This window comes from Halorussus amylolyticus, from assembly GCF_004143485.2.
In the GTDB taxonomy this organism is placed as follows: domain Archaea; phylum Halobacteriota; class Halobacteria; order Halobacteriales; family Haladaptataceae; genus Halorussus; species Halorussus amylolyticus.
This window is the reverse complement of record NZ_ML974132.1, coordinates 47,959-72,464: the sequence shown is the minus strand read 5'-3', so window position 1 is coordinate 72,464 and position 24,506 is coordinate 47,959. Positions and strand designations below refer to the sequence as shown.

General features: G+C 64.5%; 32 protein-coding genes and 1 tRNA gene. 16 read left to right on the top strand and 17 right to left on the bottom strand.

Annotated features, from left to right (window positions below; translation table 11 throughout):
* Positions 1-31: 31 nt before the first annotated feature.
* Positions 32-295: a YgaP family membrane protein gene (locus EKH81_RS07555; RefSeq protein ID WP_132059798.1), complete on the bottom strand. Its 264-nt coding sequence runs from the start codon at positions 293-295 to the stop codon at positions 32-34.
* Positions 296-464: 169 nt separating this feature from the next.
* Here EKH81_RS07555 and EKH81_RS07550 point away from each other — a divergent pair, with 169 nt between their 5' ends.
* Positions 465-794 (top strand): ribbon-helix-helix protein, encoded by a 330-nt coding sequence (locus tag EKH81_RS07550; RefSeq protein WP_132059800.1) that lies wholly within the window; start codon positions 465-467, stop codon positions 792-794.
* A gap of 219 nt (positions 795-1,013) precedes the next feature.
* Here the strand turns inward: EKH81_RS07550 and EKH81_RS07545 are convergent, their stop codons facing one another.
* Positions 1,014-1,427 carry a hypothetical protein gene (locus EKH81_RS07545; protein ID WP_132059802.1) on the bottom strand — a complete coding sequence of 138 codons (414 nt, stop codon included), beginning with the start codon at positions 1,425-1,427 and terminating at the stop codon, positions 1,014-1,016.
* 197 nt (positions 1,428-1,624) lie between these two features.
* Between EKH81_RS07545 and EKH81_RS07540 the strand changes: the two genes are divergently transcribed.
* Together EKH81_RS07540 and EKH81_RS07535 are read left to right on the top strand one after the other, a co-directional pair.
* Positions 1,625-2,341 (top strand): RNase P subunit p30 family protein, encoded by a 717-nt coding sequence (locus EKH81_RS07540; protein WP_132059804.1) that lies wholly within the window; start codon positions 1,625-1,627, stop codon positions 2,339-2,341.
* Positions 2,325-2,939 (top strand): class I SAM-dependent methyltransferase, encoded by a 615-nt coding sequence (locus tag EKH81_RS07535; protein WP_132059806.1) that lies wholly within the window; start codon positions 2,325-2,327, stop codon positions 2,937-2,939. Before EKH81_RS07540 ends, EKH81_RS07535 begins: the two co-directional genes overlap by 17 nt.
* A 29-nt stretch (positions 2,940-2,968) precedes the next feature.
* Here the strand turns inward: EKH81_RS07535 and EKH81_RS07530 are convergent, their stop codons facing one another.
* Positions 2,969-3,127, bottom strand: coding sequence for a ribbon-helix-helix protein, CopG family (locus tag EKH81_RS07530; protein ID WP_132059808.1), 159 nt, complete (start codon positions 3,125-3,127; stop codon positions 2,969-2,971).
* Between the two features lie 144 nt (positions 3,128-3,271).
* Here EKH81_RS07530 and EKH81_RS07525 point away from each other — a divergent pair, with 144 nt between their 5' ends.
* A complete protein-coding gene (locus tag EKH81_RS07525) occupies positions 3,272-3,751 on the top strand; it encodes an Rpp14/Pop5 family protein (protein WP_132059810.1) in 480 nt (159 codons plus the stop codon).
* A 7-nt stretch (positions 3,752-3,758) separates the two neighbouring features.
* Positions 3,759-4,526, top strand: a complete 768-nt coding sequence (gene psmA, locus EKH81_RS07520) for an archaeal proteasome endopeptidase complex subunit alpha (RefSeq protein ID WP_132059812.1) — start codon at positions 3,759-3,761, stop codon at positions 4,524-4,526.
* A 100-nt stretch (positions 4,527-4,626) separates the two neighbouring features.
* Here psmA and EKH81_RS07515 read toward each other — a convergent pair whose 3' ends face one another.
* From EKH81_RS07515 to EKH81_RS07500, 4 genes are all read right to left on the bottom strand, one after another.
* The gene (locus EKH81_RS07515) at positions 4,627-4,980 is read right to left on the bottom strand and encodes a DUF7577 domain-containing protein (protein ID WP_132059814.1); all 354 of its coding nucleotides are present in this window, start codon (positions 4,978-4,980) and stop codon (positions 4,627-4,629) included.
* An 86-nt stretch (positions 4,981-5,066) separates the two neighbouring features.
* Positions 5,067-5,351, bottom strand: a complete 285-nt coding sequence (locus EKH81_RS07510; protein ID WP_132059816.1) for a DUF7511 domain-containing protein — start codon at positions 5,349-5,351, stop codon at positions 5,067-5,069.
* A gap of 123 nt (positions 5,352-5,474) precedes the next feature.
* On the bottom strand, positions 5,475-6,116 hold the full coding sequence (locus EKH81_RS07505) for an alpha/beta hydrolase (protein ID WP_132059818.1): 642 nt from the start codon (positions 6,114-6,116) through the stop codon (positions 5,475-5,477).
* 1 nt (position 6,117) lies between these two features.
* Positions 6,118-7,077 carry a ring-cleaving dioxygenase gene (locus EKH81_RS07500; protein WP_132059820.1) on the bottom strand — a complete coding sequence of 320 codons (960 nt, stop codon included), beginning with the start codon at positions 7,075-7,077 and terminating at the stop codon, positions 6,118-6,120.
* Between the two features lie 174 nt (positions 7,078-7,251).
* Between EKH81_RS07500 and EKH81_RS07495 the strand changes: the two genes are divergently transcribed.
* Positions 7,252-7,584: a winged helix-turn-helix transcriptional regulator gene (locus EKH81_RS07495; RefSeq protein ID WP_132059822.1), complete on the top strand. Its 333-nt coding sequence runs from the start codon at positions 7,252-7,254 to the stop codon at positions 7,582-7,584.
* Positions 7,585-7,686: 102 nt separating this feature from the next.
* Positions 7,687-8,223 carry a GNAT family N-acetyltransferase gene (locus tag EKH81_RS07490; RefSeq protein ID WP_132059824.1) on the top strand — a complete coding sequence of 179 codons (537 nt, stop codon included), beginning with the start codon at positions 7,687-7,689 and terminating at the stop codon, positions 8,221-8,223.
* Here the strand turns inward: EKH81_RS07490 and EKH81_RS07485 are convergent, their stop codons facing one another.
* The 6 genes from EKH81_RS07485 to EKH81_RS07460 all read right to left on the bottom strand — a co-directional run bounded on the left by EKH81_RS07485 (position 8,224) and on the right by EKH81_RS07460 (position 12,525).
* Positions 8,224-9,078 carry a beta-keto acid cleavage family enzyme gene (locus tag EKH81_RS07485; protein ID WP_132059827.1) on the bottom strand — a complete coding sequence of 285 codons (855 nt, stop codon included), beginning with the start codon at positions 9,076-9,078 and terminating at the stop codon, positions 8,224-8,226.
* A complete protein-coding gene (locus EKH81_RS07480) occupies positions 9,075-9,281 on the bottom strand; it encodes a hypothetical protein (RefSeq protein ID WP_132059829.1) in 207 nt (68 codons plus the stop codon). The genes EKH81_RS07485 and EKH81_RS07480 overlap by 4 nt, the downstream gene beginning before the upstream one ends.
* A 233-nt stretch (positions 9,282-9,514) precedes the next feature.
* Complete coding sequence (locus EKH81_RS07475; protein ID WP_132059831.1) at positions 9,515-10,708, bottom strand: ABC transporter permease; 1,194 nt, start codon at positions 10,706-10,708, stop codon at positions 9,515-9,517.
* Positions 10,705-11,649 carry an ABC transporter permease gene (locus EKH81_RS07470; protein ID WP_132059833.1) on the bottom strand — a complete coding sequence of 315 codons (945 nt, stop codon included), beginning with the start codon at positions 11,647-11,649 and terminating at the stop codon, positions 10,705-10,707. The genes EKH81_RS07475 and EKH81_RS07470 overlap by 4 nt, the downstream gene beginning before the upstream one ends.
* Before the next feature lie 489 nt (positions 11,650-12,138).
* Positions 12,139-12,213: transfer RNA gene (locus tag EKH81_RS07465), tRNA-Val, on the bottom strand.
* A 78-nt stretch (positions 12,214-12,291) separates the two neighbouring features.
* Positions 12,292-12,525, bottom strand: coding sequence for a DUF7553 family protein (locus EKH81_RS07460; RefSeq protein ID WP_132059835.1), 234 nt, complete (start codon positions 12,523-12,525; stop codon positions 12,292-12,294).
* Between the two features lie 166 nt (positions 12,526-12,691).
* Between EKH81_RS07460 and EKH81_RS07455 the strand changes: the two genes are divergently transcribed.
* Together EKH81_RS07455 and EKH81_RS07450 are read left to right on the top strand one after the other, a co-directional pair.
* A complete protein-coding gene (locus EKH81_RS07455) occupies positions 12,692-13,678 on the top strand; it encodes an MBL fold metallo-hydrolase (RefSeq protein WP_162224577.1) in 987 nt (328 codons plus the stop codon).
* Positions 13,675-15,423: an adenine deaminase C-terminal domain-containing protein gene (locus EKH81_RS07450; RefSeq protein ID WP_162224576.1), complete on the top strand. Its 1,749-nt coding sequence runs from the start codon at positions 13,675-13,677 to the stop codon at positions 15,421-15,423. The genes EKH81_RS07455 and EKH81_RS07450 overlap by 4 nt, the downstream gene beginning before the upstream one ends.
* A gap of 45 nt (positions 15,424-15,468) precedes the next feature.
* On the opposite strand, the gene EKH81_RS07445 is transcribed toward EKH81_RS07450, so the two are convergent.
* Positions 15,469-15,747 (bottom strand): hypothetical protein, encoded by a 279-nt coding sequence (locus EKH81_RS07445; protein ID WP_202935091.1) that lies wholly within the window; start codon positions 15,745-15,747, stop codon positions 15,469-15,471.
* Between the two features lie 99 nt (positions 15,748-15,846).
* Here EKH81_RS07445 and EKH81_RS07440 point away from each other — a divergent pair, with 99 nt between their 5' ends.
* On the top strand, positions 15,847-16,713 hold the full coding sequence (locus EKH81_RS07440; protein WP_162224575.1) for an NmrA/HSCARG family protein: 867 nt from the start codon (positions 15,847-15,849) through the stop codon (positions 16,711-16,713).
* Positions 16,714-16,727: 14 nt separating this feature from the next.
* Here EKH81_RS07440 and EKH81_RS07435 read toward each other — a convergent pair whose 3' ends face one another.
* Complete coding sequence (locus tag EKH81_RS07435; RefSeq protein ID WP_162224574.1) at positions 16,728-17,033, bottom strand: hypothetical protein; 306 nt, start codon at positions 17,031-17,033, stop codon at positions 16,728-16,730.
* Positions 17,034-17,482: 449 nt separating this feature from the next.
* Between EKH81_RS07435 and EKH81_RS07430 the strand changes: the two genes are divergently transcribed.
* A complete protein-coding gene (locus EKH81_RS07430; protein WP_162224573.1) occupies positions 17,483-18,547 on the top strand; it encodes a M20/M25/M40 family metallo-hydrolase in 1,065 nt (354 codons plus the stop codon).
* Here EKH81_RS07430 and EKH81_RS07425 read toward each other — a convergent pair.
* The gene (locus EKH81_RS07425; RefSeq protein ID WP_162224572.1) at positions 18,544-18,738 is read right to left on the bottom strand and encodes a helix-turn-helix transcriptional regulator; all 195 of its coding nucleotides are present in this window, start codon (positions 18,736-18,738) and stop codon (positions 18,544-18,546) included. The two genes, EKH81_RS07430 and EKH81_RS07425, sit on opposite strands and share 4 nt — an antisense overlap.
* Positions 18,735-19,148 (bottom strand): DUF2178 domain-containing protein, encoded by a 414-nt coding sequence (locus EKH81_RS07420; RefSeq protein ID WP_162224571.1) that lies wholly within the window; start codon positions 19,146-19,148, stop codon positions 18,735-18,737. Before EKH81_RS07420 ends, EKH81_RS07425 begins: the two co-directional genes overlap by 4 nt.
* Before the next feature lie 145 nt (positions 19,149-19,293).
* On the opposite strand from EKH81_RS07420, the gene EKH81_RS07415 reads away from it, so the two are divergent.
* From EKH81_RS07415 to EKH81_RS07395, 5 genes are all read left to right on the top strand, one after another.
* Positions 19,294-20,634, top strand: a complete 1,341-nt coding sequence (locus EKH81_RS07415; protein WP_162224570.1) for a lactate racemase domain-containing protein — start codon at positions 19,294-19,296, stop codon at positions 20,632-20,634.
* Positions 20,635-20,689: 55 nt separating this feature from the next.
* Complete coding sequence (locus tag EKH81_RS07410) at positions 20,690-21,949, top strand: outer membrane protein assembly factor BamB family protein (RefSeq protein ID WP_162224569.1); 1,260 nt, start codon at positions 20,690-20,692, stop codon at positions 21,947-21,949.
* 52 nt (positions 21,950-22,001) lie between these two features.
* Positions 22,002-22,994: a 3'-5' exonuclease family protein gene (locus EKH81_RS07405; protein WP_162224568.1), complete on the top strand. Its 993-nt coding sequence runs from the start codon at positions 22,002-22,004 to the stop codon at positions 22,992-22,994.
* 110 nt (positions 22,995-23,104) lie between these two features.
* Positions 23,105-24,016, top strand: coding sequence for a hypothetical protein (locus EKH81_RS07400; protein ID WP_162224567.1), 912 nt, complete (start codon positions 23,105-23,107; stop codon positions 24,014-24,016).
* A 99-nt stretch (positions 24,017-24,115) separates the two neighbouring features.
* Positions 24,116-24,499, top strand: a complete 384-nt coding sequence (locus tag EKH81_RS07395) for a single stranded DNA-binding domain-containing protein (protein WP_162224566.1) — start codon at positions 24,116-24,118, stop codon at positions 24,497-24,499.
* Positions 24,500-24,506 lie beyond the last annotated feature (7 nt).

Sequence of the window (24,506 nt, the reverse complement as noted above, 5' to 3'; positions counted from 1 at the left end):
GCCAAAATAGTCGAGAACGACCGGGTTCGCGCTACTGAACCGCTCGCTCGCGCACCGTCCGGGCCTCCTCGGACAGTTCGCTCGGACCGTACGTGTCCAGTCCGAGCGCGCGATTTCCGGGACACTGCTGGGTCAGGCCCGTGACGGTGAGTATCGCGCCGACCGCGAACGCGCCCGCCGTGAGCGAGGGTCTGAGCCGGATGCTTCTCACCAGCGAGCCGATTGCGGCCACGAGCAGGAGCGGCCCGAGCGTGATGCGGATGCCTTGGTCGAGTCCGCCGACGTTTTTCTCCATCGTAGTTCCCCACGAGGGCCACCACGCCCGACTACTTGAAGTTCGCGGCGGAGGAACCGAACGGCGGGCGGAGGCGAGCGCCGGGCAGCAGTGAGCAGCGACGGTCGCCACAGGGCGACCGTCGCCACGGGTCGAAAGGCGTTTCCGGCCCGCGCCCGACGGTTCGGGCATGAGTCTCGACGACCTTCAGGACGATTTAGAAGCCGAGTACGCCGACCTCGGCGACGAACTCGCGGTGGGTCTCGACCGCGAGACCCGGAACGAACTCGCGATGCTCAACGTCGCGCTCGACCCCGAGGACACCGACGAACTCCTCCGGCGGGCGGTCCACATGCTGTTCCAGAGCGCGGTCGAGACCGGGAACCTCGACTTCCACCTCCGGGGCGGCTACGACACCACCTACGACGAGTACCTGACGGGGATGACCTACGGCGAGATGACCGGCGCGAATCAGTTCCCACAGGCCCAGCAGAACGACGACCGACGGTATCAGTTCTGAGGGCTCGGGTGCTTTTGCTCGGTACTATTTGCCGGTGACAGAGTGTTATCCCCTTCGAAGAACTATTCGTCGTCAGACTTGGCCGTAGTAGCGCGGCGGAGCAACTTCGTCAGAAGCGCGGGACTTTTGTTGCTCCGTTGGCCTTTGCGTTCCAGTTCTGCCTGCGACTGCCGACTCATATATTGTATCGTACGGCGGTGAGACATAAAAATTCCGGGGTTAGAATACGATTGAGAGTCCAAACAGGAGTACACCTTCGACCAAGAAGACTTGCTGTCCGAGCAGGAGATTTCCGTTGAACTCGATATCCTCGGCGTTCGTGCCGACGAACCCACTGTACGAGTCCACGAGGTCCGTCTCCCAACCGCCTTCGAGACTCTCTGATTGGTAATTGAGTTCGTCGAGATACTCCTCGGTAGGGCCGAGTATGAGGTCTGATTCGTGATATGTGGCGACGCCGAACCCCAAGGAGCAAAACAGGGACACTCCACCCCAGAACGCTAACCACGTGTTGAACACGGTGCCAGCGAACTGCCAAACCGAAATGAGACCTCCGAGGAGAAGGACGGTTATCCGAACTGCGCGGGTCGCCTTGTCGTCTATCTCGCTAATAGTCCGCTTTTGAGCGTCCAAGACGGCTCGCGACTCTCGATACGCGATTTCCATTCTGTCGCTCGACCAGTTATCTCGACTGGTAGGGTCCCGCCGAGTCACTATTGACTACCGATTTCTGAAAGACAATAAATCTGTTCAGTTGATGGGACGAGAGCCGAAGGGACAGAATCAAAGCCTTGCCGAGAGAACTATCAGGCCGAAAGAACGGATTCTACATGGTATTTTACGAGGGCGTTCACGCCCATCCGGACGGCGACAGCACCGTGGCGCGCATGGCCGCCACCGCCGCCGACTACGAGTTCGACGGCGTGGTCGTGCGCAACCACAGCGACGCGACCGCCGAGTACGACACCGACCCCGAGCGCATCCGCGAGGAGTACGGCGTGGACGTGGTCGAGGCGGTCGAAATCCGGGCCGACAACCCCGAGGTCGCGGCGGGCCACGTCGGGAACTACCGACCCAAGTGTACCGTGCTGTTGGTCCACGGCGGGACGCCCAGCCTGAATCGCTTCGCGGTCGAGTCCGACCGCGTGGACGTGCTGGCTCACCCGATGGAAGGCCGTGGTGACTTCAACCACGTGCTCGCGAAGGCCGCCGCCGAGTACGACGTTCGCGTGGAGTTCAATCTCTCGCGGGTCCTCCGGAGCGACGGCGGACCGCGCGTCCAAGCCCTCCAAGACCTTCGAAAGCTTCGGGAAATCGTGACCCAGTACGACGCGCCGTTCGTCGTGAGCGCCGACCCGACGAATCACCTCCAGATTCGCGGCCCGCGCGAACTGGTCGCCATCGGCGAGACCATCGGCTTCTCCGAGGACCAGATTCGAGACGGCCTTCGCGAGTGGGGTCGCCTCGCCGAGCGCAACCGCGAGCGCGCGTCCGACGATTTCATAGCGCCGGGGGTCAAACGCGGCAGGTATGAAGAAGAGCCTTGAGGAACACGCCGCGCGCTTCGACGACGTGGCGGGCGAGTACGACGACAGCCAGAACGACACCGAGGAGTACCGCGCCTGCGTCTCGCTCGTGGTCGAACACGCCGCCCCCGAGGAGGGAGATACCGTGGTGGACCTCGGCACCGGCACGGGAGCCATCGCGCTGGCGCTCGCCGACGACGCCGAGAAGGTAATCGGCCGGGACATCAGCGAGGGAATGATGGAGCGCGCCCAGGAGAAGGCCGACGAGCAAGGCATCGAGAACGTGGAATTTGGAGAAGGACGCTTCCGAGAGCCGAATGTCGAGGAAGCCGATATCGTTGTCTCGAACTTCGCGATGCACCACCTGAGCGACGAGGAGAAGCGCGAGGCCATCGAAGTCATCGCCGAGATGGGTCCCCGACGGTTCGTCTTGGGCGACGTGATGTTCTTCGGACTGCCGGACCCCGACGAGCCGTTTTACGGCCCGGAAGTGGACGACCCTTCGACCGTGGGGCATCTCGCGGATGTCATGACCGATGTCGGGTTCTCGCTGGTGGCCGTGGAGCGAGTTCACGAGCAGGTGGGCGTGTTGGTGGCCGAGCGCGCCGAAGAAGTGTAGGGGAGATTTCGACCGACTCTCGCGACACCTCACTCCTCGCGCCCTTTCAACCACACGTCCAACAAATCCCGAATCGCGGCCTCCCGGTTGTCCCGATACTCCGCGAACGCGATATCGTCTATCTGTTCGAGTTCGGCCTCCTCCAGTTCGATAGTGACTTCCTCCAAGTCGAGGTGGTCGAGATTCATGTGCGAGACGTTCCGAACACTGGACACAAATAGATTCGTCAGACGGACGTGCGACGTTAGACATTTACCCGCGTTTCTCGACACTTCTAGACAATCCAAACCCACCTTTCAAGCCGCGTCCGCGCCAAACCCCGCCAACTACCGATGAAACACCTCCCAAAACACCTCCGGCCGCGCTGGCGCTACCTCGCGGTCCACCTCGAAACGTGGCCCGACGCCGACCTCGACCGCCGGGACTTCCAGCGGAGCGTCTGGTTCGCGACTCAGAACCTCCTCGGCGACGCCGGAAGCGCCGACGCCGACTGCAAAGTCCTCCACTTCGAGTTCGCGGACGGCACGGGCGAGGCCATCGTCCGCGCGCGCCACGGACACGCCGACGAGGCCCGCGCGGCGCTCGCGTGCGTGGACGAGATTCGGGGCGACCCCGTGGGCCTGTTCGTCGCAGGTATAAGCGGTACGGTCCGTGCCTGTGAAGAAAAGTATTTACGACGAGACGGCCAAATTCCTGACGAGAGAAAAGTCGTGTTCGAGGACGACCAGCGGTCCGCAGTCGTGCGAGGCAATCGCTACGACGTGCGGACCGACGGCGCGTTCGCGGGCGCGACGGAACTCGATTTCGAGTGATACCACTATGCAGGGACAAGCCCAACAGCAGGCCTACGACCGCGGGATTACCATCTTCTCCCCGGACGGACGCCTCTACCAAGTCGAGTACGCCCGCGAGGCCGTCAAGCGCGGCACGGCGAGTATCGGCGTCCGCACGGAAGGCGGCGTCGTGCTGGCCGTGGACAAGCGCATCCGTTCGGAACTCATGGAACGGACCAGCGTCGAAAAGATTCACAAAGCCGACAACCACATCGGCATCGCCTCGGCGGGCCACGTCGCCGACGCCCGTCAGCTCATCGACTTCGCTCGACGGCAGGCCCAGGTCAACCGCCTGCGCTACGGCGAACCCATCGGCGTCGAGACGCTGACCAAGGAAGTCACCGACCACATCCAGCAGTACACGCAGGTCGGCGGCGCGCGCCCGTTCGGCGTCGCGCTCATCATCGGCGGCATCGAGAACGGCGAACCCCGCCTCTACGAGACCGACCCGTCGGGGACGCCCTACGAGTGGAAGGCGCTCGCAGTCGGCGCGGACCGCGGCGAGCTTCAGGAGTACCTCGAAGACAACTACACCGAGGCGATGGACCTGGACGGCGGCATCGAACTCGCGCTCCGCGCGCTGGCTTCGGTCAACGACAACGAACTCAGCCCCGAGGGCGTCGGCTTGGCGACCGTGGACGCCGAGTCCGAGTCGTTCCTCGAACTCTCGAACGACGAGACCGAGGAGTATCTCGCGGAACTCGACCTGCTCGGTAGCGACGACGACAGCGACGAGCAGGAACCCGAAGAGTAACCCCGGTCCTTCTTTCCGCAGTTTCGCTGTCGAACCGGTCGCGTCTCCCCGCGTAGTCCAATCCGTGACGGACGACTCCGCCACCGGAGAGGTCGCCGAGTCAGTCCAGTTTCCCGACACACTGCTGGCAGTAGGTCACGTCAGTGGGATTCGCCTCACCACAAGCCGGGCAGGCGACGGACTCGGACCTTCGATTCTCGCCGTCGGTTCGAATCACCTCGTCTTCGATGGCTCGGACGGCGGCCTGCGAAACCGTGAGCGGCGGGCCATCGCGCTTCTCGACAGCGTTCGCGGCGGCCTGACGCGCGTTCGGGGCCGCATCCTCGCTCTCGGCGATACGGACGAGCAGTGCGTCGTCACGCAACCACTCCAGAAAGCGCACGAGACCGAGAAACAGCAGGGTCGGACCGACCGTGGCGACGGCGTAGAGTAGCAGGCGATACGCGAGGTCCATATACGAGACGGCTGAGCGAGATCACTTAAAAATTCTAGCGTAAATTGAAATAGTGATTTGAAACTGTCCGGCGGCGCGCGGTTGCGTCACCGCGCGCCGTCGAGGTCCACGAACGCGCCGTCGTTCGCGGTGAACCATGTGGACATGCGCTCGACGCTGGAAAGACCCTCGGGGTAGACGGTCCGGCGGTCGGGGCGGTCGTCGTAGGTCACGACGACCGAACGGAGACCGAGAAACGGCCGGTCGTCGCGCGGGAGGGCGTCGGACTCCCGCGTGATGGGTTCGGCGGGGTTCGAGACGGTGGGTTCCGAGCCGGTTTGCGTGAGGTTCGAGTCAGTCGCCGTGTCGAGGGAATCGGGGTCCGTGCTCATGGTGGGCCAACTACATCCGCACGGACGGCGACAAACAGTTAAATATTTTCTATGATTAATATATAGTTGTTTGGAGCGATAGGGTGGAAGCGAGTCGCGAACGCGGCCTGCGAACCCCTCGGCTCAGTCGGCGGTGAGGTCGGCGAGCAGGTCGGCGACGAACTCGATTTCGTCCTCGTTAACGGTGTGGCCCATCCCCTCGTAGATGCGCTCGGTCACGTCGGCGTCCATCGCTTCGAACACGTCGGCGGTCTCGTGGACGCGCTCAACCGGGATGTGGGGGTCGCGGTCGCTACACCCCAGAAAGACGGGCGTGCCGTCGAGCGACCCGTCGTAATCGCGCGGCGTTCCTTCCGGACCGATGAGGCCGCCGCTGAACGCCGCGAGACCGCCGTATCGTCGGGCGTTCCGGGCGACGAATTCGCTGGAGAGGCACGCGCCCTGCGAGAAGCCGAGCAGGAGGATTCTGTCCTCGGGAATTCCGGCGTTCGAGAGGGTCGAAATCGCGTCTCCGACGGCCTCGAGCGCCGAGGTCAGGTGCGGTTCGTTTGACGGGATTGGGGCCATGAAGGAGTTCGGATACCACGTCCCGCGCTGAGCCTGCGGCGCGACGTAGGCCACGTCATCGACACCGAACTCGCGGGCCATCCCGAGGATGCTCTGCGCGCTCGCACCGCGCCCGTGGACCATCACGACACCGGCAGTCGCGTCCTCGGGGTCCGCGCCCGCGGTCGCGAGCGACTGATTCTGGTGGGGTCCGGGCATCTCAGCTCACCTCCGGAGCGTCGGCGGGTTCGAGGTCGGCGAGCGACTGCTCGATTCGCTCGCGGTCGCCTTCGAGCCACGACGGTAGTTTGAGGTCGGTTCCGAGGTCCGTGACCGACTCGTCGCGGGTGAATCCCGGCGGGTCGGTCGCGATTTCGAACAGGACGCCGCCGGGTTCCCGGAAGTAGATGGACCGGAAGTACTGGCGGTCCTTCTGCGGAGTCACCGACAGTCCGGCCTCCGAAAGTCGGTCGCGCCACGCCATCTGCGAGTCGTCGTCGGGCGTCCGGAAGGCGACGTGGTGGACCGTGCCGATGCCGGGCGCGGCGCGCTCGCCTTCGCGCGTGAGCAGGTCCACGACGGTCGCGCGCTCGGCGTCGGTTCGGTACCGGACGCGGTCGCCGCCCTCGGGGTCGTCTTCTTCGGCCTCGCGCTCGTAGCCCATCGCTTCGAGGACCGACCCGGTCACGTCGGGGTCGCGGGTGTGGAGCGTGACGCCGTGGAACCCCTGGACAGCGTACTCTTCCGGAATCGGGCCGTCGGCCCACGGTTCGATGTCGGAGTCGCCCGCAATCAGTTCGAGCGGCTGGCCGTCCGGGTCGCGGAACCCGACGACCGTCTCGCCGAATCGCTCCTCGGGGTCGTCAACGTCGAGCCCCTCGGATTCGAGGCGGTCGGCCCAGTAGTCGATAGCTCCCTCGGGGACGACGAATCCGGTCGCGGTCGCCTGTCCGCGTCCGGGTCGCCCGCCGCGGGCGTTTCCGAACGGGAAGAACGTGAGGATGGTGCCGGGTGTGCCGGTCTCGTCGCCGTAGTAGAGGTGGTACGTCGTGGTGTCGTCGAAGTTCACGGTTCGCTTCACGAGGCGCAGGCCGAGGACTTCGGTGTAGAAGTCCGCGTTCGCCTGCGGGTCACCCGCGATGGCGGTCACGTGGTGGATGCCGTGGACGCGCTCGGTCATACCCCTGCTCGGTTCCGAACGCACTTAGGCGCTCGCGGACGCGGGCGTCACCGGGTGACGCCCGCGTCATCGCCCCGGAGGAGCGTCGTCGCCGTCAACGTCTGCAAGCCGGTTGCACGACGTTACCTGATTCGAAGAGGAACCTATATCCGAGCCGAGCGCCTTCGTCCGGTAATGGCAATCGGCGACCACCAGGCCGACGAGGAGTACAGCGAGAGCGCGTGTTCGGTCATCGACTCGCTCGAACAAATCGGCTCCCAGTGGCGACTCATCGTGCTCCACGACCTCCAGGACGGCGAGAAGCGCTTCAACGAACTCAAGCGCTCGACCGACGCGAGTTCCCGGACGCTCTCGCGCGTCCTCGACGACCTCGGGGAGATGGGGTTCGTGACCCGGCGACTGGAGGAGGACGCCCCGGTGGCGACCTACTACAGCCTGACCGACAAGGGCGAGTCGCTCCGGCCGGTCTTCGACGAAGTCGAGTCGTGGGCCGACGAGTGGCTGTAGCGGTTGTTGGACGATTCTCGGTCCGCCGACGCAGAACGGGACGGCCGCTTCAGGATTCCCTAGAACCGTGAGATAAATTACTATTCGGGGAATCTGTCAACCATGGAGTTCCTTCGATTGCCTGCCGAGGAAGCCGCTGTAGGCCGATACGTCGAGGCGTTGCGGGTCCCGTACCAGCGCGAACTGCAAGCGATCATCGACGGGTTCGCACTCGCGGACGATACCGATGTGGTAAGCGCGGAGATGGACTTCCAGATGGAACGGCTCGGGACGGAGAGCTACCGAATCGTGGTCGCTTTCGACCCCGCGGACGACGGAAAGTCAGAACGAGATATCGCCGTCGCGGACGGTAACTTCGTCGGCTTCATCGCGACCGACATCGACGAGGCACCGGACGTTTTCGACCGCCCGGACCGCCTGCTCGTCTGTGATTTCTACGTCCGTGGGAGCTACCGTGGCGAGGGACTCGCTGGCGAACTGATGGAGCGTGCAGTCGAACGCGCACGGGAGGAAGGGTGTTCGGAACTCGCCCTTGACGTAGACGTTGACAACGAGCGCGCGCTGAGCTTCTACAAGAAGGTCGGCTTTGAGACCACTCGGAATCGGATGACGGTCGAGACGAGTTCGCTCTCGCGGTGACTACCGCTGGCTCTCCAGTCCGAGAATTTCTCTCGCCTCTCGCGTGGTCGCGACCTCACGGCCGAGTAGCGACGCGAGGTCGGCCACCCGCTCGACCAACTGGGCGTTGCTCTCGGCTAACTCCCCCCGCCGATAGTAGACGTTGTCCTCCAGACCCACCCGAACGTGACCCCCGAACAGCATCCCCATCGCCGCGAACGGGAGTTGGTGGCGGCCGAATGCGAGCGTGTTGAATCGTGCGCCTTCGGGCAGATTGTCGATTGCGTTCAGGAAGTTCCGGGGGCGGGGCCGGGTCAGGGTTCCGGACCCGAAGATGAGCGTGGCGTACACCGGGTCGGCGAGGCTCCGGCGGTCCAAAAGCTGGTGAGTCTCGTTGAGATGGCCGTCGTTGAACACCTCCAGTTCGGGCTTGATGCCGCGCTCGACCATCTCGTCGTGCAGGGAATCGACCATCCCGCGCGTGTTCTCGCTCGTGAGGTGGTCGTAGCGGTTCAGCGGCCCCATGTCGAGGCTCGCCATCTCGGGCGCGGGGTCGGTGCGAAGCGGTTGCCGCCGAACTTCGAGGGGGGCACCCGTCCCGCCGGTCGAGTGCTGGACGATGATGTCGTCGGTTCGGGCGCGCACCTCGTCGGTAATCGCCTGAAATCGCTCGGTCGAGAAGGCGCGCTCGCCGTTCGGCTTCCGGGCGTGGAGGTGGACGACCGACGCGCCCGCGGCCTCGGCGTCGGCGGCCGCGCGACCGATTTCTTCGGGCGTCTCGGGAATATTGGGGTTGGCCTCCTTCCCGTGGACGCCCCCGGTCAACGCGGCGGTGATGATGACTGGCTCACCACCGAGGTACGCGTCGTAGCTCACGAGTCGTCACCCGATGACTCTGTCCCGTCCTCGTGTTCCCGATAGATTTCGCAGTGGGCCTCGTGGTCGAGGTCGTAGCGGTCGTTGCAGATGTCGGCGCGCATCGGCTGTACGAACCGCTCGGCGACGGTGCAGTACGCGCGGGCCGTCTCGAACGAGTCGTCGCCGGACGCCTCGCGGTAGTCGAGATACGGGCAGGTCATGGGACAGGTTCGCAGACCGCGGGTAAAATGGTTCGTGTGCGGTAGTGTTCGAGCATTCCGTAGCGACCCGCAACGACGCACACGTCGGCCCACGTCATACATCGGTCGGGAATATGATGTATTCGAGGTGTTCTGTGAGAGGGTAAGTCCGACGATTGCGGTCCCCGAGAGGGCGGAGACGGGTAGAACAGGGTCGCGTACTTCGGCGACGGTTCAATCGCTTCCCGCGAGCGCTACTTCATCCGAGGGTCGGTCACGTCTCTGAGGGCGTCTCCGAGAATCTGGAGTGCGACGACAGCCACCGCAAGCACAATCGCTGGAAACAGGACGCCCCACCAGTGGTGGGTCGGGAAGAAGTCTGACCGCGCGCTGGTCGTCATCACGTACCCCCACGACGGGTGGACTTTCGAACCGATGCCCAGAAACGACAGCGTCGTTTCGAGGAGCAACAGCCAACTGATTTGAACCGTAACTGCGGTGAAGATGGTGCTGAGCGCGTTCGGAACGACGTGAGTTCTCACGATTCGGAATTCACTCATCCCCGCAATCCTCGCGGCGTGGACGTGAGACTGCTCCTGTAGTTCGAGCGCCTCGGACCGGACAATCCGGGCGATTCCGCCCCAGTTCATGAATCCGAACACGAGGACGACGAGCAGGAGGCTCCCGCCGGTGTCCTTGTTGATGTAGCCGAGCGTCTCTTGGGCGAGAATAATCACGAAGAACGCCGGAATCGACTGCTGAATATCGACGTACCGCATGAGAAACTCGTCGACTCGACCGCCGTAGGTCGCGGCAGTCGTCCCAACTACGGTCGCCAGCGGAACGAGGAGTGCGACGCAGATGACCGAGATTTCCAGCGCGACTCGCGTCCCGGCGACTATCATCCCGACCACGTCCTTCCCGCCCGGCGTCGTTCCGAGCGGGTACTGCCACGTCCCGTGACAGCGACCGTCTATCTCGGCACCGGCACAGGGGCCGCCCCACAAGATATCGAACCCGACGGGCGGTTGGGTCAGTGGGACCCCGTACGGCCCCATCTCACCGAAGACAGGCCGGTCAGGGTGGAAGACGAGCGGTCCGAAGAGACCGAGAAGCACGAACGCAACGAGGACGACGAAACTCGCGGTCGCCCACCGGTCCGCCCGAAGTCGCCGCCAGTACGCGGCGGTCCGTCGTCGTTTGATGGCCAGCGGTAGGACGAAGTAGAACGCGAGGACCGCGAGGGCGTAGACGAACAACCAATCCAGTCCCGTGAAGTCGTACGAGAAGAGGACGTAATCGACCCGAAACGCTCCTCGCCAGTCCGCGACGAGGAGAACCGTGAGGACGGCTAAAACCCCGAGGAACGCCCAGTCACGCCGCGCCAGTCGCGAGTCTCGGCCGTCGGCGTCCGCAACCTCCTCGTTCGCGATGATTGGGCGACTCATTCTGCCCCCGATTCGATTCTCGGGTCGATGATGGTGTACGCAACGTCCTGCACGAAATTCCCGACCATGACCAGCAGGATGGGGAAGGTCGTGGTCGCGAGAATGATGCCGAGGTCGCGCTGCTGTATTCCTCGGTAGAGCAACTGGCCGAATCCGGGAATGTCGAAGATGACTTCGACCACGACGAGGACGACGAACACGACGCCGACGAGTTCGGAGAAGAACACCGACAGCAACGAGGTCGCCCCGTTTTTGAGGACGTGCCTGACCACTACCGCCGTGCCCATCCCGCGGGCATGAAGCGCCCGTATGAAGTCTCTCTGCAGAATGTCGACCGATTCCGAACGGGCGTACCGCAACTGAATCGCGAACAAGTTCACCGTCACGACGCCCGCGGGTAACGTGAGTGCGACGAGATTCCGAGCCGTGAACAGCGCCTGCTCGTGGTCGTACTCCAGCGTGTAGATGCCGAGATACTCCACCGCGACGAAGAACACCCCCAACGCGGCGACGAACGTGGGAATCGCGAATCCGACGTACGAGACGGCTCGAACGGCGCGGAGGAGTTTACTGTCCGGTCGCATCGCGACGAACAGTCCCACGCCGACGCCGGCGATAACCGCGAGTGCGACCGAGAGTACGAGGTAGGTGAGCGTCACGGTACTCGCGTCGGCGAGAACGCCTGCGATGGGTTCGCCGCGTACCGTCGTTCCGAGGTCGAAAGTTAGAAACCCCTCCATCCACGACAGATACCGCTCGTGAAGCGGCGCGTCGTAGTTTCTCGCGGCGCGATACGCTGCTCGACAGCCACCGCCGGGACAGATTTTGTACTGCCCCGGGTCGGGCGCGAGCGCGAAAGCCAGAAAGATACCCGAGAGCGCGCCCCACGCGCCGACTACCGTCCAGACGAGTCGGTACACGAGGTACTGCTTACGGTTCATATTCCTCGCGATTCCTCGGTTCGGAGCGACGGACTCCCCGAATCACATTCGAACGTCGAGCGCGTTCGTTCATACCACGGTATCATACCGTCATTGTTCGTTCTCTCTTGGTGGTATAAAATTTCTTTCATGACTCGACGCGTGGTGGCGTTCCCGGCGCGGCTAGCCAGTCGGTTAATCGAAGGGGTGACAACTACGGGCGAGTGCGGGAACCCCGGCCCGATTTTCGGCGCCTCTACCTACGAGAGGTGGGCCGTAATATCGGCCGGAGAAATCATCCCGACGGTGCAGTACGCGCGGGCCGTCTCGAACGAGTCGTCGTCCGACGACTCGCGGTAGTCGAGATACGGGCAGGCCATGGCACAGATTCGCAGACCACAGGTGAAACGGTTCGCGTGGTGGTTCGAATCCGCCCCAACATTCAGCAATCCGCCGCTCGCGGAGTGGCGAGCGCACAAGGCTCTCGCCGTGTTGTTCGCGGCAGAAGTATGGGTTGGGGCGGATTCGAACCGCCGACCTGCTCCGTGTGAAGGAGCTGTCATAACCGGGCTAGACTACCAACCCGCGCAGTCCAACGTTCCCCCTTCCCGGACTTAAGGCTTACTTTACGTTCGAAAAATCGCGGACGGGGAACGCGCGGTCTCAGACTCGCTTGCGGGCGCGTCGGACCGCGCCCCGGACTCGCCGTTCGGCTTTCGCTTCGGTGGCTTCGAGTCCGTCGCGCCACTTCTCCGTGCGGGTCGTTTCGTCGCGTTCGCGGCCTGTCGCGGCCCGAACTCGGCGTTCGACCGGTTCGAGTTCCTCGCGTGCGCCTCGGGCGAGGTGTTCGCCCGCACGTCGGGCGTAGTACCACGCGTCTCGGAAATGTTTATTCATCGTTCTCACCCATTATGTTCTTACGCAGAGGACAGATATATGCTTTGTCCCCGCGGGACCGTCGCGCGAGACACACGACGGGGCGGTCTCGCGCCACGTGCGACAGTTTCGCAAATCGCCAGCGCGTGTCAAAAACGGTTTATCGGCAGGTGGCGAGGATTCGGATATGTTTGCGCGGCTCTCGATACCGACGCCGTTTCAGGTCGGGCCGGTCAACGCCTATCTCTCCGGGCGGACGCTCGTGGACCCCGGACCCGGGAGCGAGGAGGCGTGGGCGGCCCTGCTCGACGAACTCGAAACTCGCGGGCTGGGACCGACCGACGTGGAGCAGGTCCTCGTCACCCACCCCCACCCGGACCACTTCGGACTCGCCAGTCGTCTGCGCGACCACGGCGCGCGGGTGGTCGCGAGTCCCGAGACGGCGCGGATAATCGCGGATTTCGACGGCCGACTCGACTACGAGCAGTCGTTCTTCGCCGACTTCTTCGAGCGCCACGGGATGGCGCGCACGACCGCCGAGACCGTCACCGACCTCCCCGAGTCGTTCCTCTCGGTCGCGCCGAGCGTCGAGACCGACGTGAAGCTCGCCGACGGCGACACGGTCGCCGTCGGCGAGACTCGACTCACCGCCGAGCGCGTGACGGGCCACGCGCCCGGCGAGACCATCTTCACGTACGAAACGGACGCCGAAGGCGACACCCATGCAGTCGCCGACGAGCGCGCGAGCGCGCTCGTCGGCGACCACGTGCTGGCCGAAATCACGCCCAACCCCCTGCTCCAGCCACCCACCGAGGAGGGCGGCGAGCGACCCCGCGTCCTCCCGGCGTTCAATCGGTCGCTCGAACGACTCCGCGACCGGGAGTTCGACCGGTTTCTGCCGGGCCACCGCGCGGAAATCGAGAATCCGAGCCAGCGAATCGACGAGGTGCTGGCCGCCCACGAGGACCGGACCGCGAACGTCCGGGAAATCGTGGCCGAGGAGGGTCCCACGACGGCGGTCGAGGTGATGGACGGCCTGTTCGACGACCTGCCCGCGACCGAGTACTTCCCGGCGATGAGCGAGGCGGTCGGCCACCTCGACGTGCTGGCGGAACGCGACGAGGTCGAAGCCCGCGAACAGGGCGGCGTCGTGGTCTGGGAGGTGACTGCGTGAACGACCTCCAATCGGTCGCGCTCGGCGAGGAGCCCGCCGACCTCGTGATTACCGGCGGTCGGGTCTTCGTTCCCGAGTGCCGCGAGTTCCAGGCCCGCGACGTGGCCGTGGTGGACGACCGAATCGCCGCACTCCCCGAGGACGCGGAGTCGGTCATCGGCGAGGACACGAGAGTAATCACCGCGAGCAACCGCGTCGTCGCGCCGGGGTTCGTGGACGCACACACCCACCTCGATTTGCACCAGACGTTCGAGAGCGCATATCATTACGCGGTCGAACACGGCACGACGACCGTGGTGTCGGAGGTCACGGGCTACGGCCCGGCGTTCGGCGCGGAGGGCGTCGAGCAGTTGCTCGCCGCGACCTCCTACCTCCCGGTCCGGGTCCGAGTCACCGTCCCGCCCCAACCCCTGCTCGACACCTTCGAACCCCGGCGCGCCGACGACGAGGAGGCCCAAGCCCTCGCGGACCTGCTCGCCGACGACCGCGTGGTCGGCGTCGGCGAGACCGACTGGATTCACGCCGTCGGGCGAGACACGCCCGCCGAGATGCTCTACGAGCGCGCTCGCGAGGAGGGAAAGACCGTCTCGGGCCACGCCGCCGGATGCTCGGGTGCGAAACTCTCGGCGTTCGCCACCATCATCGACGACGACCACGAGGCCATCTCGGGCGAGGACATCGTGGAGCGCGTCGAGAACGGCGTCCACGCAATCGGTCGCTACGGCTCGATTCGCGACGACATGGCCGCCGTCGGCGACGCCTACCCCGACGTGGACCCCGCCGAAGTCTCGCTGTCGTCGGACGGCATGTGGCCGAGCGAACTCATCGACGAGGGGTACATGGACGCGGTCGTCCGGCGGGCCATCGAGGAGGGCGTCGAACCTGCCGACGCGCTCCTGATGGCGACCCTCAACCCCGCCCGACACTTCGGACTCGACGCCGAGGGAGTCGGGTCGCTCTCGCCCGGTAGCACCGCCGACATCGTTCTCATCAGCGACCTCGAAGCCGTCACGGTCTCGACTGTCGTGAGCGGCGGCGAAGTGGTCTACAACAAGGGCGAGTCGAAGGTCGCGCCCCGGACCCACGAGTACCCCGAGGCGTTCTACGACTCGGTGAACGTCTCGACCGACCCCGCGGAGTTCCGGGTGCCGGCCGACGCCGTCGCGGGCGAGAGCGGCGACACCCCGACGGTCCGCGCAATCGAGTACCGGGGCGGCCTGCTGTCGGGCGAGACGACCGTCTCGCCCCCGGTCGAAGGCGACGAACTGGTCGCCGACCCCGACGCCGGAATTTTGAAGGCGACCCTGCTCGACCGCCACCCGAAGGGCGATGGCACCGGATTCACCGGATTCCTGACTGGCTACGGTCTCGAACGGGGTGCGGTCGCGACCAGCGTGACGTGGGAAGCGACCGGCGTCGTCGCGGTTGGTGCCGACGACGACGCGATGCAAACCGCGGTCGGCCGCGTCGAGGAGATGGGCGGCGGGTGGGCGGTCGTCGAAGACGAGGGAGTCGTCGCGGAACTCCCGACTCGAATCGCGGGCGTCTGTTCGGACCTCGAAGTCGAGGAGACCGCGAAGCTCTACAGCGCGGTCGGGGCCGCGATTCGGCGACTCGGAGCGGACGTAGAGCGCCCGATGCTCGCGCTCCAGACGCTCACCTTCCCCGGCGTCCCGCAACTCAAACTCTCCTTTTCGGGGTACGCAGACATCCTGAACCGCGAAGTCGTCGGACTTGAACTCTGACTCAGTCCGACAATTCTTCCGAGGTCCTTCGCAGTTCCTCGGGACTCACTCCAACATATCCTCCTCCGCGCCCTCGTCGCGAACCGAGTCGTCTCCGTGTTCGCCTGAGTCGCTACTCTCGGTCTCTGAATCGCCGCCCGGATGCTCGCGGATGGTCCGTATCTGCTCGTAGGGGAAGAAGTTCTTGCCCTCCTCGCGGGTCAGCCACACGCCCGACTCGTAGAAGTCGAGCGCCGACCCCGAGACCGGCGACGTGACCTGGCGCTCGCCGCCCTGCGACCCCGGATGCTGGACGAGGTACACCGAATAGGTGTGTGATGACATAGCACACGATGTTCGACGAACTGGACAAAAAGCGTAGTGGGCGCACGGGTCACGGCGGCCGCCCGATTTATCCCGACACTCGCCGTTGACTCTCCGACCATGCCAGAGAGCGTACTCGTGACCGGCGCGACCGGCACGCAGGGCGGAGCGGTCGCGGACCACCTGCTGTCGGGCGACCACGGCGAGTTCGAGGTGTACGCGCTGACCCGACACCCCGAGAGCACCGAGGCCCACGAACTCGGAGAGCGCGGCGCGGAAGTCGTCTCGGCCGACCTCGCCGAGAAGAACTCCATTCGGCCGCTCGTGGAGGACGTGGACACCGTGTTCGGAATGACCAACTTCTGGGAGGTGGGCTACGAGGGCGAAGTCGAACAGGGGACCAACCTCGCGGAGGCCGCCGCCGAGGCGGGTATCGACCACTTCGTGTTCAGTTCCGTCGGCGGCGCGGAGCGCGACACGGGCGTCTCGCACTTCGATTCGAAGTGGGAAATCGAAGAGCGCATCCGCGACCTCGACCTGCCCGCGACCGTCGTTCGGCCCGTCTTCTTCATGCAGAACTTCGAGGGCACGCGCGAGGACATCGAAAGCGGTCAGTTGGCGATGGGACTCGCGGAGGGCGTCTCGCTCCAGATGCTCGACGTGGACACCCTCGGCGCGTTCGTCGCCGAGGCGCTCGCCGACCCCGAGACGTATCTCGGCGAGGCGTACGAACTCGCGAGCGACGAGCACACGCTCGAAAGCGCGGCCGAGACATTTTCCGACGCGCTGGGCCGGGAGGTCGAACCGGTTCACGTCTCGGTCCATGACGTGCGCGAGCAGATGGGCGAGGAGTACGCGGTCATGTTCGAGTGGTTCAACGAAGAGGGCTATCGGGCCGACATCGACGCCCTCCGGGAGAATCACGATGTGGACTTCACCACGCTCCGCGGCTATCTCGAAACGAGCGAGTGGAGCGAACAGTCCTGACCGGGACTGTGGGACTACTTCGACCGCGAGAGCGAGAAGCGACGGCCCGACGAACCCTGCTCGTTCGACTCGGCCGCCTTCCGCGCGCGCCGACTCCGGAGGCGACTGAGCGCCACGCCGAGACCGACGAGAACCGCGAGCATCCCCACAGTCCGAAGTTTGTTCGCGACCGACGGCGCGGGCGTCTCGCCCCCGTCGGTCTCCGGTTGGGATTCGGACTCGTCGCTACCGAACGGGAGCGCGCCGCCGTCCTCCGAACCGCGCGGATTGACGTTCCAACTGAAATCCGAGTCGTGGAAGTGTATTTCGAGGATTCCCATACCGGGGGTTCGCCGAGCGCGAACTTAGCGGTTGGGGCGGATAAGACGCCTTACGTTTGGAGACGCAGTTGGTGTCGCAGATTTTGCCAGCGCCGGGGTCGAGACGAGATAGAAAGCCCCGGTGCGGTCGCCACCGGCAGACGGTCCTGCTCGTCGCTGCGCTCCTGCGCGGGCTGCGACTGCCGAGGTCACGCTCACTCCGCTCGCGTGACGGTCGCTCAGCGACATATTCGGCGCTCTCCGCACACCTCGCGCCGAATAGGGGCCGCTGAGACGACTAAAATGAACGCGACCGCACCGCCCCTTTCATTCCCGCGAGGGAACCGAGCGGGAAGTCGAAAGACGTGTCTTTCGGAAGTCCTGCCCGGTCGTTGGTCCACCGGCCTTCGCGTCTCGAAACGCGGTCCGTCTCCGTGACGTTCATTATCGCGGAGTCGTTTCGCGGATGTATGGACGAGCCACGCCGCGACTTCCTCGACTCGTTGTTGACCACACCAAGCCCGTCCGGCTTCGAAGCCGACGTACAGCGCGTCTGGGTCGAGTACGTCTCGGAGTTCGCCGACGACGTTCGCACCGACGAGTACGGGAACGCCGTGGCGGTAGTAGAGGGCGGCGACCCCTCGGTGGCGTTCACCGGCCACGCCGACGAAATCGGACTGATGGTGTCGAGTATCGACGAGGACGGCTACGTTCACCCCTCGCGAGTCGGCGGGTCGGACCGCACCGTCTCGAAGGGCCAGCACGTCGAAATCCACACCGACGACGGAGTCGTCCGGGGCGTCGTCGGCCAGACCGCCATCCACCTCCGGGACCCCGAGGACGACGAAATCGAAGACGTGGTCGAACAGCACGTCGATATCGGCGCAGAGACCGAGACCGAAGCCCGCGACCTCGTGGACGTGGGCGACCCCATCACCTTCGACACGCCGATTCGGGAGCTCGCGGGCACCCGGATGGCCGCGCGCGGGATGGACAACCGGGTCGGCATCTGGGTCGCCGCGGAGGCCGCCCGGCGCGCAGCCGAGGCGGAGGTGGACGCGACCGTCTACGCGGTCAGCACGGTCCAAGAGGAGGTCGGCTTGCAGGGCGCGAAGATGGTCGGCTTCGACCTTGACGCCGACGCCGCCATCGCGACCGACGTGACCCACGCGGTCGATAGCCCGGACCTCGACGACGCGAAACATCAACACGGCGAGGTCGAACTCGGCGGCGGGCCGGTCGTCGCGCGCGGGTCGGCGAACCACCCCGAAGTCGTCCGCCTCGTCCGCGAGGCGGCCGCCGACGCCGACATGCCGGTCCAGTTGCAGGCGTCAGGCCGCTCGACCGGCACCGACGCGGACGCCTTCTACACGTCGCAGGGCGGGATTCCGTCGCTGAATCTCGGCCTCCCGAACCGGTACATGCACACCCCGGTCGAGGTCATCGACACCGAGGACTTGGACGCGGCGGCCGACCTGCTCGCGGCGTTCGCCGAGCGGTCGGCGGGTCGCGACGGATTCGGCGTCGAACTCTAACTCTCGGGTCGGAAAATATCCTCGATTCGACACTCGAAGTGACGAGCCAGTTCGAACGCGAGTTCGAGCGAGGGGTCGTATCGCTCGCGCTCGATGGCGTTGATAGTCTGGCGAGTCACGCCGACCGCGGCCGCGAGGTCGGCCTGACTCAGGTCGTCGGTCTCGCGGCGCTCCCGGAGGTCGTTTTTCATGACCGGTACCGGAGGACGGTGTAGATACCGCCCCACGACAGCGTAATCACGGCGTACGCGTACAGGAGCGTCTCGGCGGTCGAACCGAGGGCGCGCTGGCCGGTCGCGTCGAGCAGGAGGAGCGCGACGAATCCGAACAGGCCGAGGTAGCCGAACAGTTGGAACGTGATGCTGCTGGCGCGTTCGCCGAGTTCGCGCTCGCGCTCGTCCTGCATGGGAATCGAACTCAGGTGCTCGAAGTACAGCGTCAGCGCGACGCCGCCGCCGACGGTCACCGCGTACACCACGAGTCCCGCGAGCGACTGCTCGACGGTCATGCCGACGAGCAGGCTCACGATGCCGACCCCGATGAGTCCGAATATGAGTTTCCTGTACCGTCGTCCTTTCTGAATCGGTTGTGTCGTCGTCATAGTTTGGAAAGGTGTAAAGCGACCTTTCCGTAAAGCACACTTTACAGTAAAGGAGACTTTACACATCGACTTAAATCTGACGCCCATCTTCGCCACGGATTCGACCGAGCGTTTCACGCACCCGCGCCGCGTACGACCCGAGAGAATGCGAATCCCCTACGGCGACACCACCCTCGACATCGACCTCTCGGACTGCGACGTGACGGTCGCCGAACCGGCAGGCGGCGACCCCGTGGACCCCCGGAATGCGGCCGAATCCGCGCTCGCCGACCCCCACGGCCCGCCGCTGGCCGACCGACTCGCGCCCGGCGACGAGGTCGCAATCGTCGTGACCGACGTGACCCGCGCGACGCCCGACGACGTGCTGGTGGACGCGCTCTTTTCGGAACTCAGGCGCGCCGGAATCGACCGCGAGCAGGTCGTCGTCGTGGTCGGACTGGGCCTCCACCGGCCGATGACGGACGCCGAACTCCGCGACGGACTGGGCGAGTACGCCGACCTCGCACAAAATCACGATGCCGACGCCGCCCGCGAAGTCGGCACCGTCGAGGGACTCGACGGCGAGCGCGTCCCGGTCGAACTCAACCCCGCGGTCGCGGACGCCGATGCCGTGATTTCGACCGGCATGGTCGAACCCCACCAGTACGCCGGGTTCTCCGGCGGCGCGAAAACCGCCGTCATCGGCGCGGGCGGCGAGTCGCTCATCCGGTACACCCACGGCCCGGCGATGCTCGCCCACGAGAACGTCCGTCTCGGACGCATCGAGGACAACCCCTTCCGCGAGACCCTCGACCGCGCAGGCGACCTCATCGGCGTGGACTTCTGTCTCAACGTTACTCACGGTCCCGACGGCTTCCTCGGCGCGAGCGCGGGCGACCACCGCGCGGTCGTCGCCGACCTCGCCGAGACCGCGAAAGAGGCACTTTCAGTTCCGGTCGAAGGGACGTACGACGCGGTCGTCGCGGGCGTCGGCGCGCCCAAGGACGCGAATCTGTATCAGGCCACGCGGGCGGCCACCTACGTCGCACTCGGCGACTCCGACCCGCTCGCGTCCGACGCGCGCCGCGCGTCGGACGCGAGCGAGGGGCGGAGTGATTCGGACGCGAGCGAGGAATCGGAAGGAGGGGCGAGTACGGAGTCAAGCGGCCCGCGAGCGCGCGGGCGCATCGTCCTCCCCGCGAGACTCATCGAAGGCGCTGGCGAGGGGACCGGCGAGAAACGATTCTACGACCGACTGAGTCGCGCCGACACCGCCGACTCGCTGTACGAGGAGATGCGAGCGGGCTACGAGGCGGGCGCACAGCGCGCGTTCGTCGTCGCGCGCGTCCTCCGGGACTACGACGTGTTCGTCACGAACAGCGAGCACCCCGAGGTCGCCGAGGCGTGTCTGATGTGCGCCCGCGAATCGGTCGAAGCCGCGATACCGGACGGGAGCGACGTTCTCGTGGTCCCCTCCGCGCTCGACACCCTGCTCGTCGAAGGCTAACAGAACACATTCACCATTCGACACGACTTTCACTATCGAATGTTTGCGGGGTAACATGAACAGACGGAGTCTCCTCCGATTCGTCGGGGTCGGAGCGGGGGTCGCGACGGGTGGCTGTCTCGCCACCGACGGATTCGGAGGTGGGAACACGACGGCCGCCGACGCCGATTCCCCGGGCGAGGCCGGATGGACCACCTTCGGCTACGACCGTGCGAACACCGGCCACGCGCCCGACGTCTCGGGACCGACCGACGACGTGAGCGTCGTCTGGACGTTCGAAACCGGAAGCCCGACCGCGAACACCTCTCCCATCGTGGTCGGCGACACCGTCTACACCGGGAGTTCGGGCACCGGCGGAAACCTCCACGCGCTCGACGCCGAGACGGGCGAGCGACGCTGGGAGTTCGAGACCGACGGATGGGTGAGCCACGCGCCCGCGTTCGCCGACGGGTCGGTGTACGTCGGTACCGACGGCCAGCAGTTCGTCGCGGTCGATGCCGAAACGGGCGAGCGCCGGTGGGAGACCGACCTCGGACACGACCTTCACGACTCCTCGCCGACGGTCGCCGACGAAACGGTGTACGTCGGTACCGCGGGCGACTCCCCGGCGGTCGTGTCGGACGACGACGAGGTGGACCGAAGCGGGGCGCTGTTCGCGCTCGACGCCGATACCGGGGATACGCGCTGGGCGTTCGAGGTGTCCGACTGGATTTCCACCTCGCCCGCGGTCGTCGGCGGCCGGGTGTACTTCGGCGACGACGACGGACACGTTCGGGCGCTCGACGCCGAAACGGGCGAGGAGCGATGGTCGTTCGAGGTGAACCGGAGCGTGTTCTCGTCGCCGACCGTCTCGAACGAAATCCTCTACTTCGGCGCGGTGGGCACCCTCTTCGCGCTCGACGCCGAGACGGGCGACCCCAACTGGACGTTCGACCTCGACTGGCCGAGCGTCCGGTGTTCGCCCGCGGTCGCCGAGGGGACGGTGTACGTCGCGTGTCACGGGAACGTCGCCTGCCCGGAGGACGACACGTGCGACCCGCCCGACGCCACCGCGAAACTCTACGCGCTCGACGCCGACCACGGCGCGGAGACGTGGAGCTACGACATCGAACGCGACGTGCGCTCGTCGCCCGCCGTCGCCGACGGCGTGGTATACCTCGGATGTGCGAGCGGCGTCTCGGCGGTGGACGCCGAGAGTGGCTCCGAAGCGTGGCGCGTCGAGTTCGACGACTACGTGGACTCCTCGCCCGCCGTGGCCGATGGTCGTGTGTTCGTGAACTGCTCGGACGGGAACGTCTACGCGCTCGGGGAGTAATTCTCGGCCCCATACGGAACGATTGAAGGGTGGTTCGGCACTTGGTGACGGTATGTCGTACCCCGAGACCACCCGCGACGACATCGAGCAGAACGAGTCGATGGATATCCTCGTTCGCGTCGAGTCGGTGACTGAAGTCGAAAACGACAGTTTCGACCTGAAGGCCACGCTGGTCGACAAGTCCGGAAAACAGTTCGGACTCACCGTTTTCGCGGGTGACGGCGACAGCTACACCCTCAAGCCCGACCAGTGGTACGTGCTCCGCAACGCGAGCGGGAACGTCTACAATCAGAACCCCGAACTCCGGTCGAATTTCGGAAAGATGACCGTCGAACAGGTCCAGCGGCCCTCCCCTGATTTCGCCCCGATAGTTCGGACCGAAACCGACCGGCGCGAATCGCAGTCCGGTGGCGTTCTCGCACTCGACATCGAGACGCTCGCGACCGAATCGGAGGCCGACATCGACCTCGGAAACTCCGAACACGTCGAACTGCTCTGCGTGGCGCTCGGCTACCGACCCGACCCCGACGCCCCCGCCGAGACGACCGTGCTATTCCGGGATAGCCCCCATCCCGAATCCGAAGTCGAACTGGTCGAAGCGGTCTGTGAGTGGATAGAGCGACGCGACCCCTCGACGCTCGTGACGTACATGGGCCGGGACTTCGACATCGAACACCTCCGAAATCGCCCCCGCTTGGCGGGCGCGGCGACGAACCCCTTCGAGGACCTTCTGGAGACCGTCGAGTACCGCGACATCGACCGCGGAGCAAAGCTGACCCACGTCGCCGACGTGGAGCCGACTCACTGGGATATCTACGACCACTCGCTGAATCCGACGGCGTGGCGAGTCGAGCAGGGCAAATCCGGGTCGGCGCTTTCGAGCCCCGAAATCGACGGCGGGGACGTGCCGTACTTCGGCGAACGCTACCTCGAACTGTGCGAGCGAGGCGAGGACGAGAGCGTCGAGTGTCGGGCGCTCCGCGAGATGATTCGACGGTACGTGGTCGGGGACGTGCGACCGCTGTTCGACCTGTACGAGAACTGAGCGCATACGACACGGACAAGTACTTCCCGAGAATTGAAAGGAGCCACACCACTATAATTTAGCGCGAATTAGCATAGATTTTTATAAGGGTGGGCAGGAAGGTTCAGACGATGAGCGTCTCTCAACAGCAAAGGTATGCAAATTTCAATCTATACGATATCTTTGCCAATTTTCTCCCGGGTGCGGTACTCGTAATCGGTCTACTCTTCCCGTACGTCGGCGTTGACGGTCTATTCGTCAGTGTAAGAATCGGTAGCCTATCACTTCTTCTCGTTCTTTCGTTCGCTACAGGACTGTTCGTTCAAGCACTCGGGGGAATCGTTCAGTCATCCGGGCAGGACTTTGCGAATCACATTCAGAAAGTGGATCGGCAAGAGGACGAAGCCGGTGACGAAGAAAATGTTGCAGAAATGAAATCGAATATAAATATTAGCACAGTTGATGCTTACTTTATCGAGACGTTTCGAGCCGAACTCGGTCTTACCTCGGAGTTCGAAGATTGGAATCGGCTACACAAGATTATCCTCGCAAAACTGGAAGCGACATCCCGGTCACGAGCGCTCCGATTGCAAGCACTGTATCTGGCGATGCGCGGGATGTTCGTAACGATGGTTCTGTTGGCACTTTGGTTCATCGCCTACTCGCTACTCACGGCCAGTGGCGTATTTCAGTCGGCAGTTCCGGTTTGGACGTTCCCGTATCTGGTTTCGATTTCGCTCGTCGGAGCGGGACTGTTCTACAACCGGGGCAGTGAGTTCAGCAAAGACGTTGCAAAGTACATGGTTATCGAGTACTATCTTGAAGTTCTTAGCCAGCAGAACCGGTCCGTCGAACTCGACTTTCTGCACGAAACAGACCAAGAGACTGATGTACCCGAGACAGACAGCGATGGCGTCGGAGTAGGTCGAGGCGGCGGCGAGGACGGACAGTTCGAAATAGCACAAAGGGAACTCGATGCAACAGAAGAGCAGTCAGACGATGACAGAACAGCAGGAGACGAATCAGAAAATGGGACGAAATAATACCGTGAGCGTAACTAATGAGGGAAAGTTTATATGGAGAGTAGCGGTAGAATGGGAACGAAATCGACGTATTCGCCCAACCGAACGAGGAAATAACAGATGAGTACATTAGACAAAACCCCGCTCGTCCATCACAACGGAACGAGTGCGGACGAGATTGCAACGTTGGTGTCGAATCACGCTGCACTCGTCGGTGACGGCGAAGACGGCAGTTACACGGTCTTCTTCAAGGACTCGTTCGAGAACCTTCCGCCACAGAAACGAGTCGCCACCGCGCTGTTCCTCCAGCGCGTCAAAGCGGAACTGGAAAGCGAATCGCCGTGGGTAGCGCCGAGCGAACTTACACAGTTGCTCGATGCCTCGATGGGAACGGTGTATCCCGCACTGCGCCACCTCGAACAAGAATCCGTCGTCGAGAACCGAAACGGTGTCTACCGTATCCCCGGTACGGAGTTTTCGAAGCTAAAGAGCGTTCTTCGATAGCGAGCGC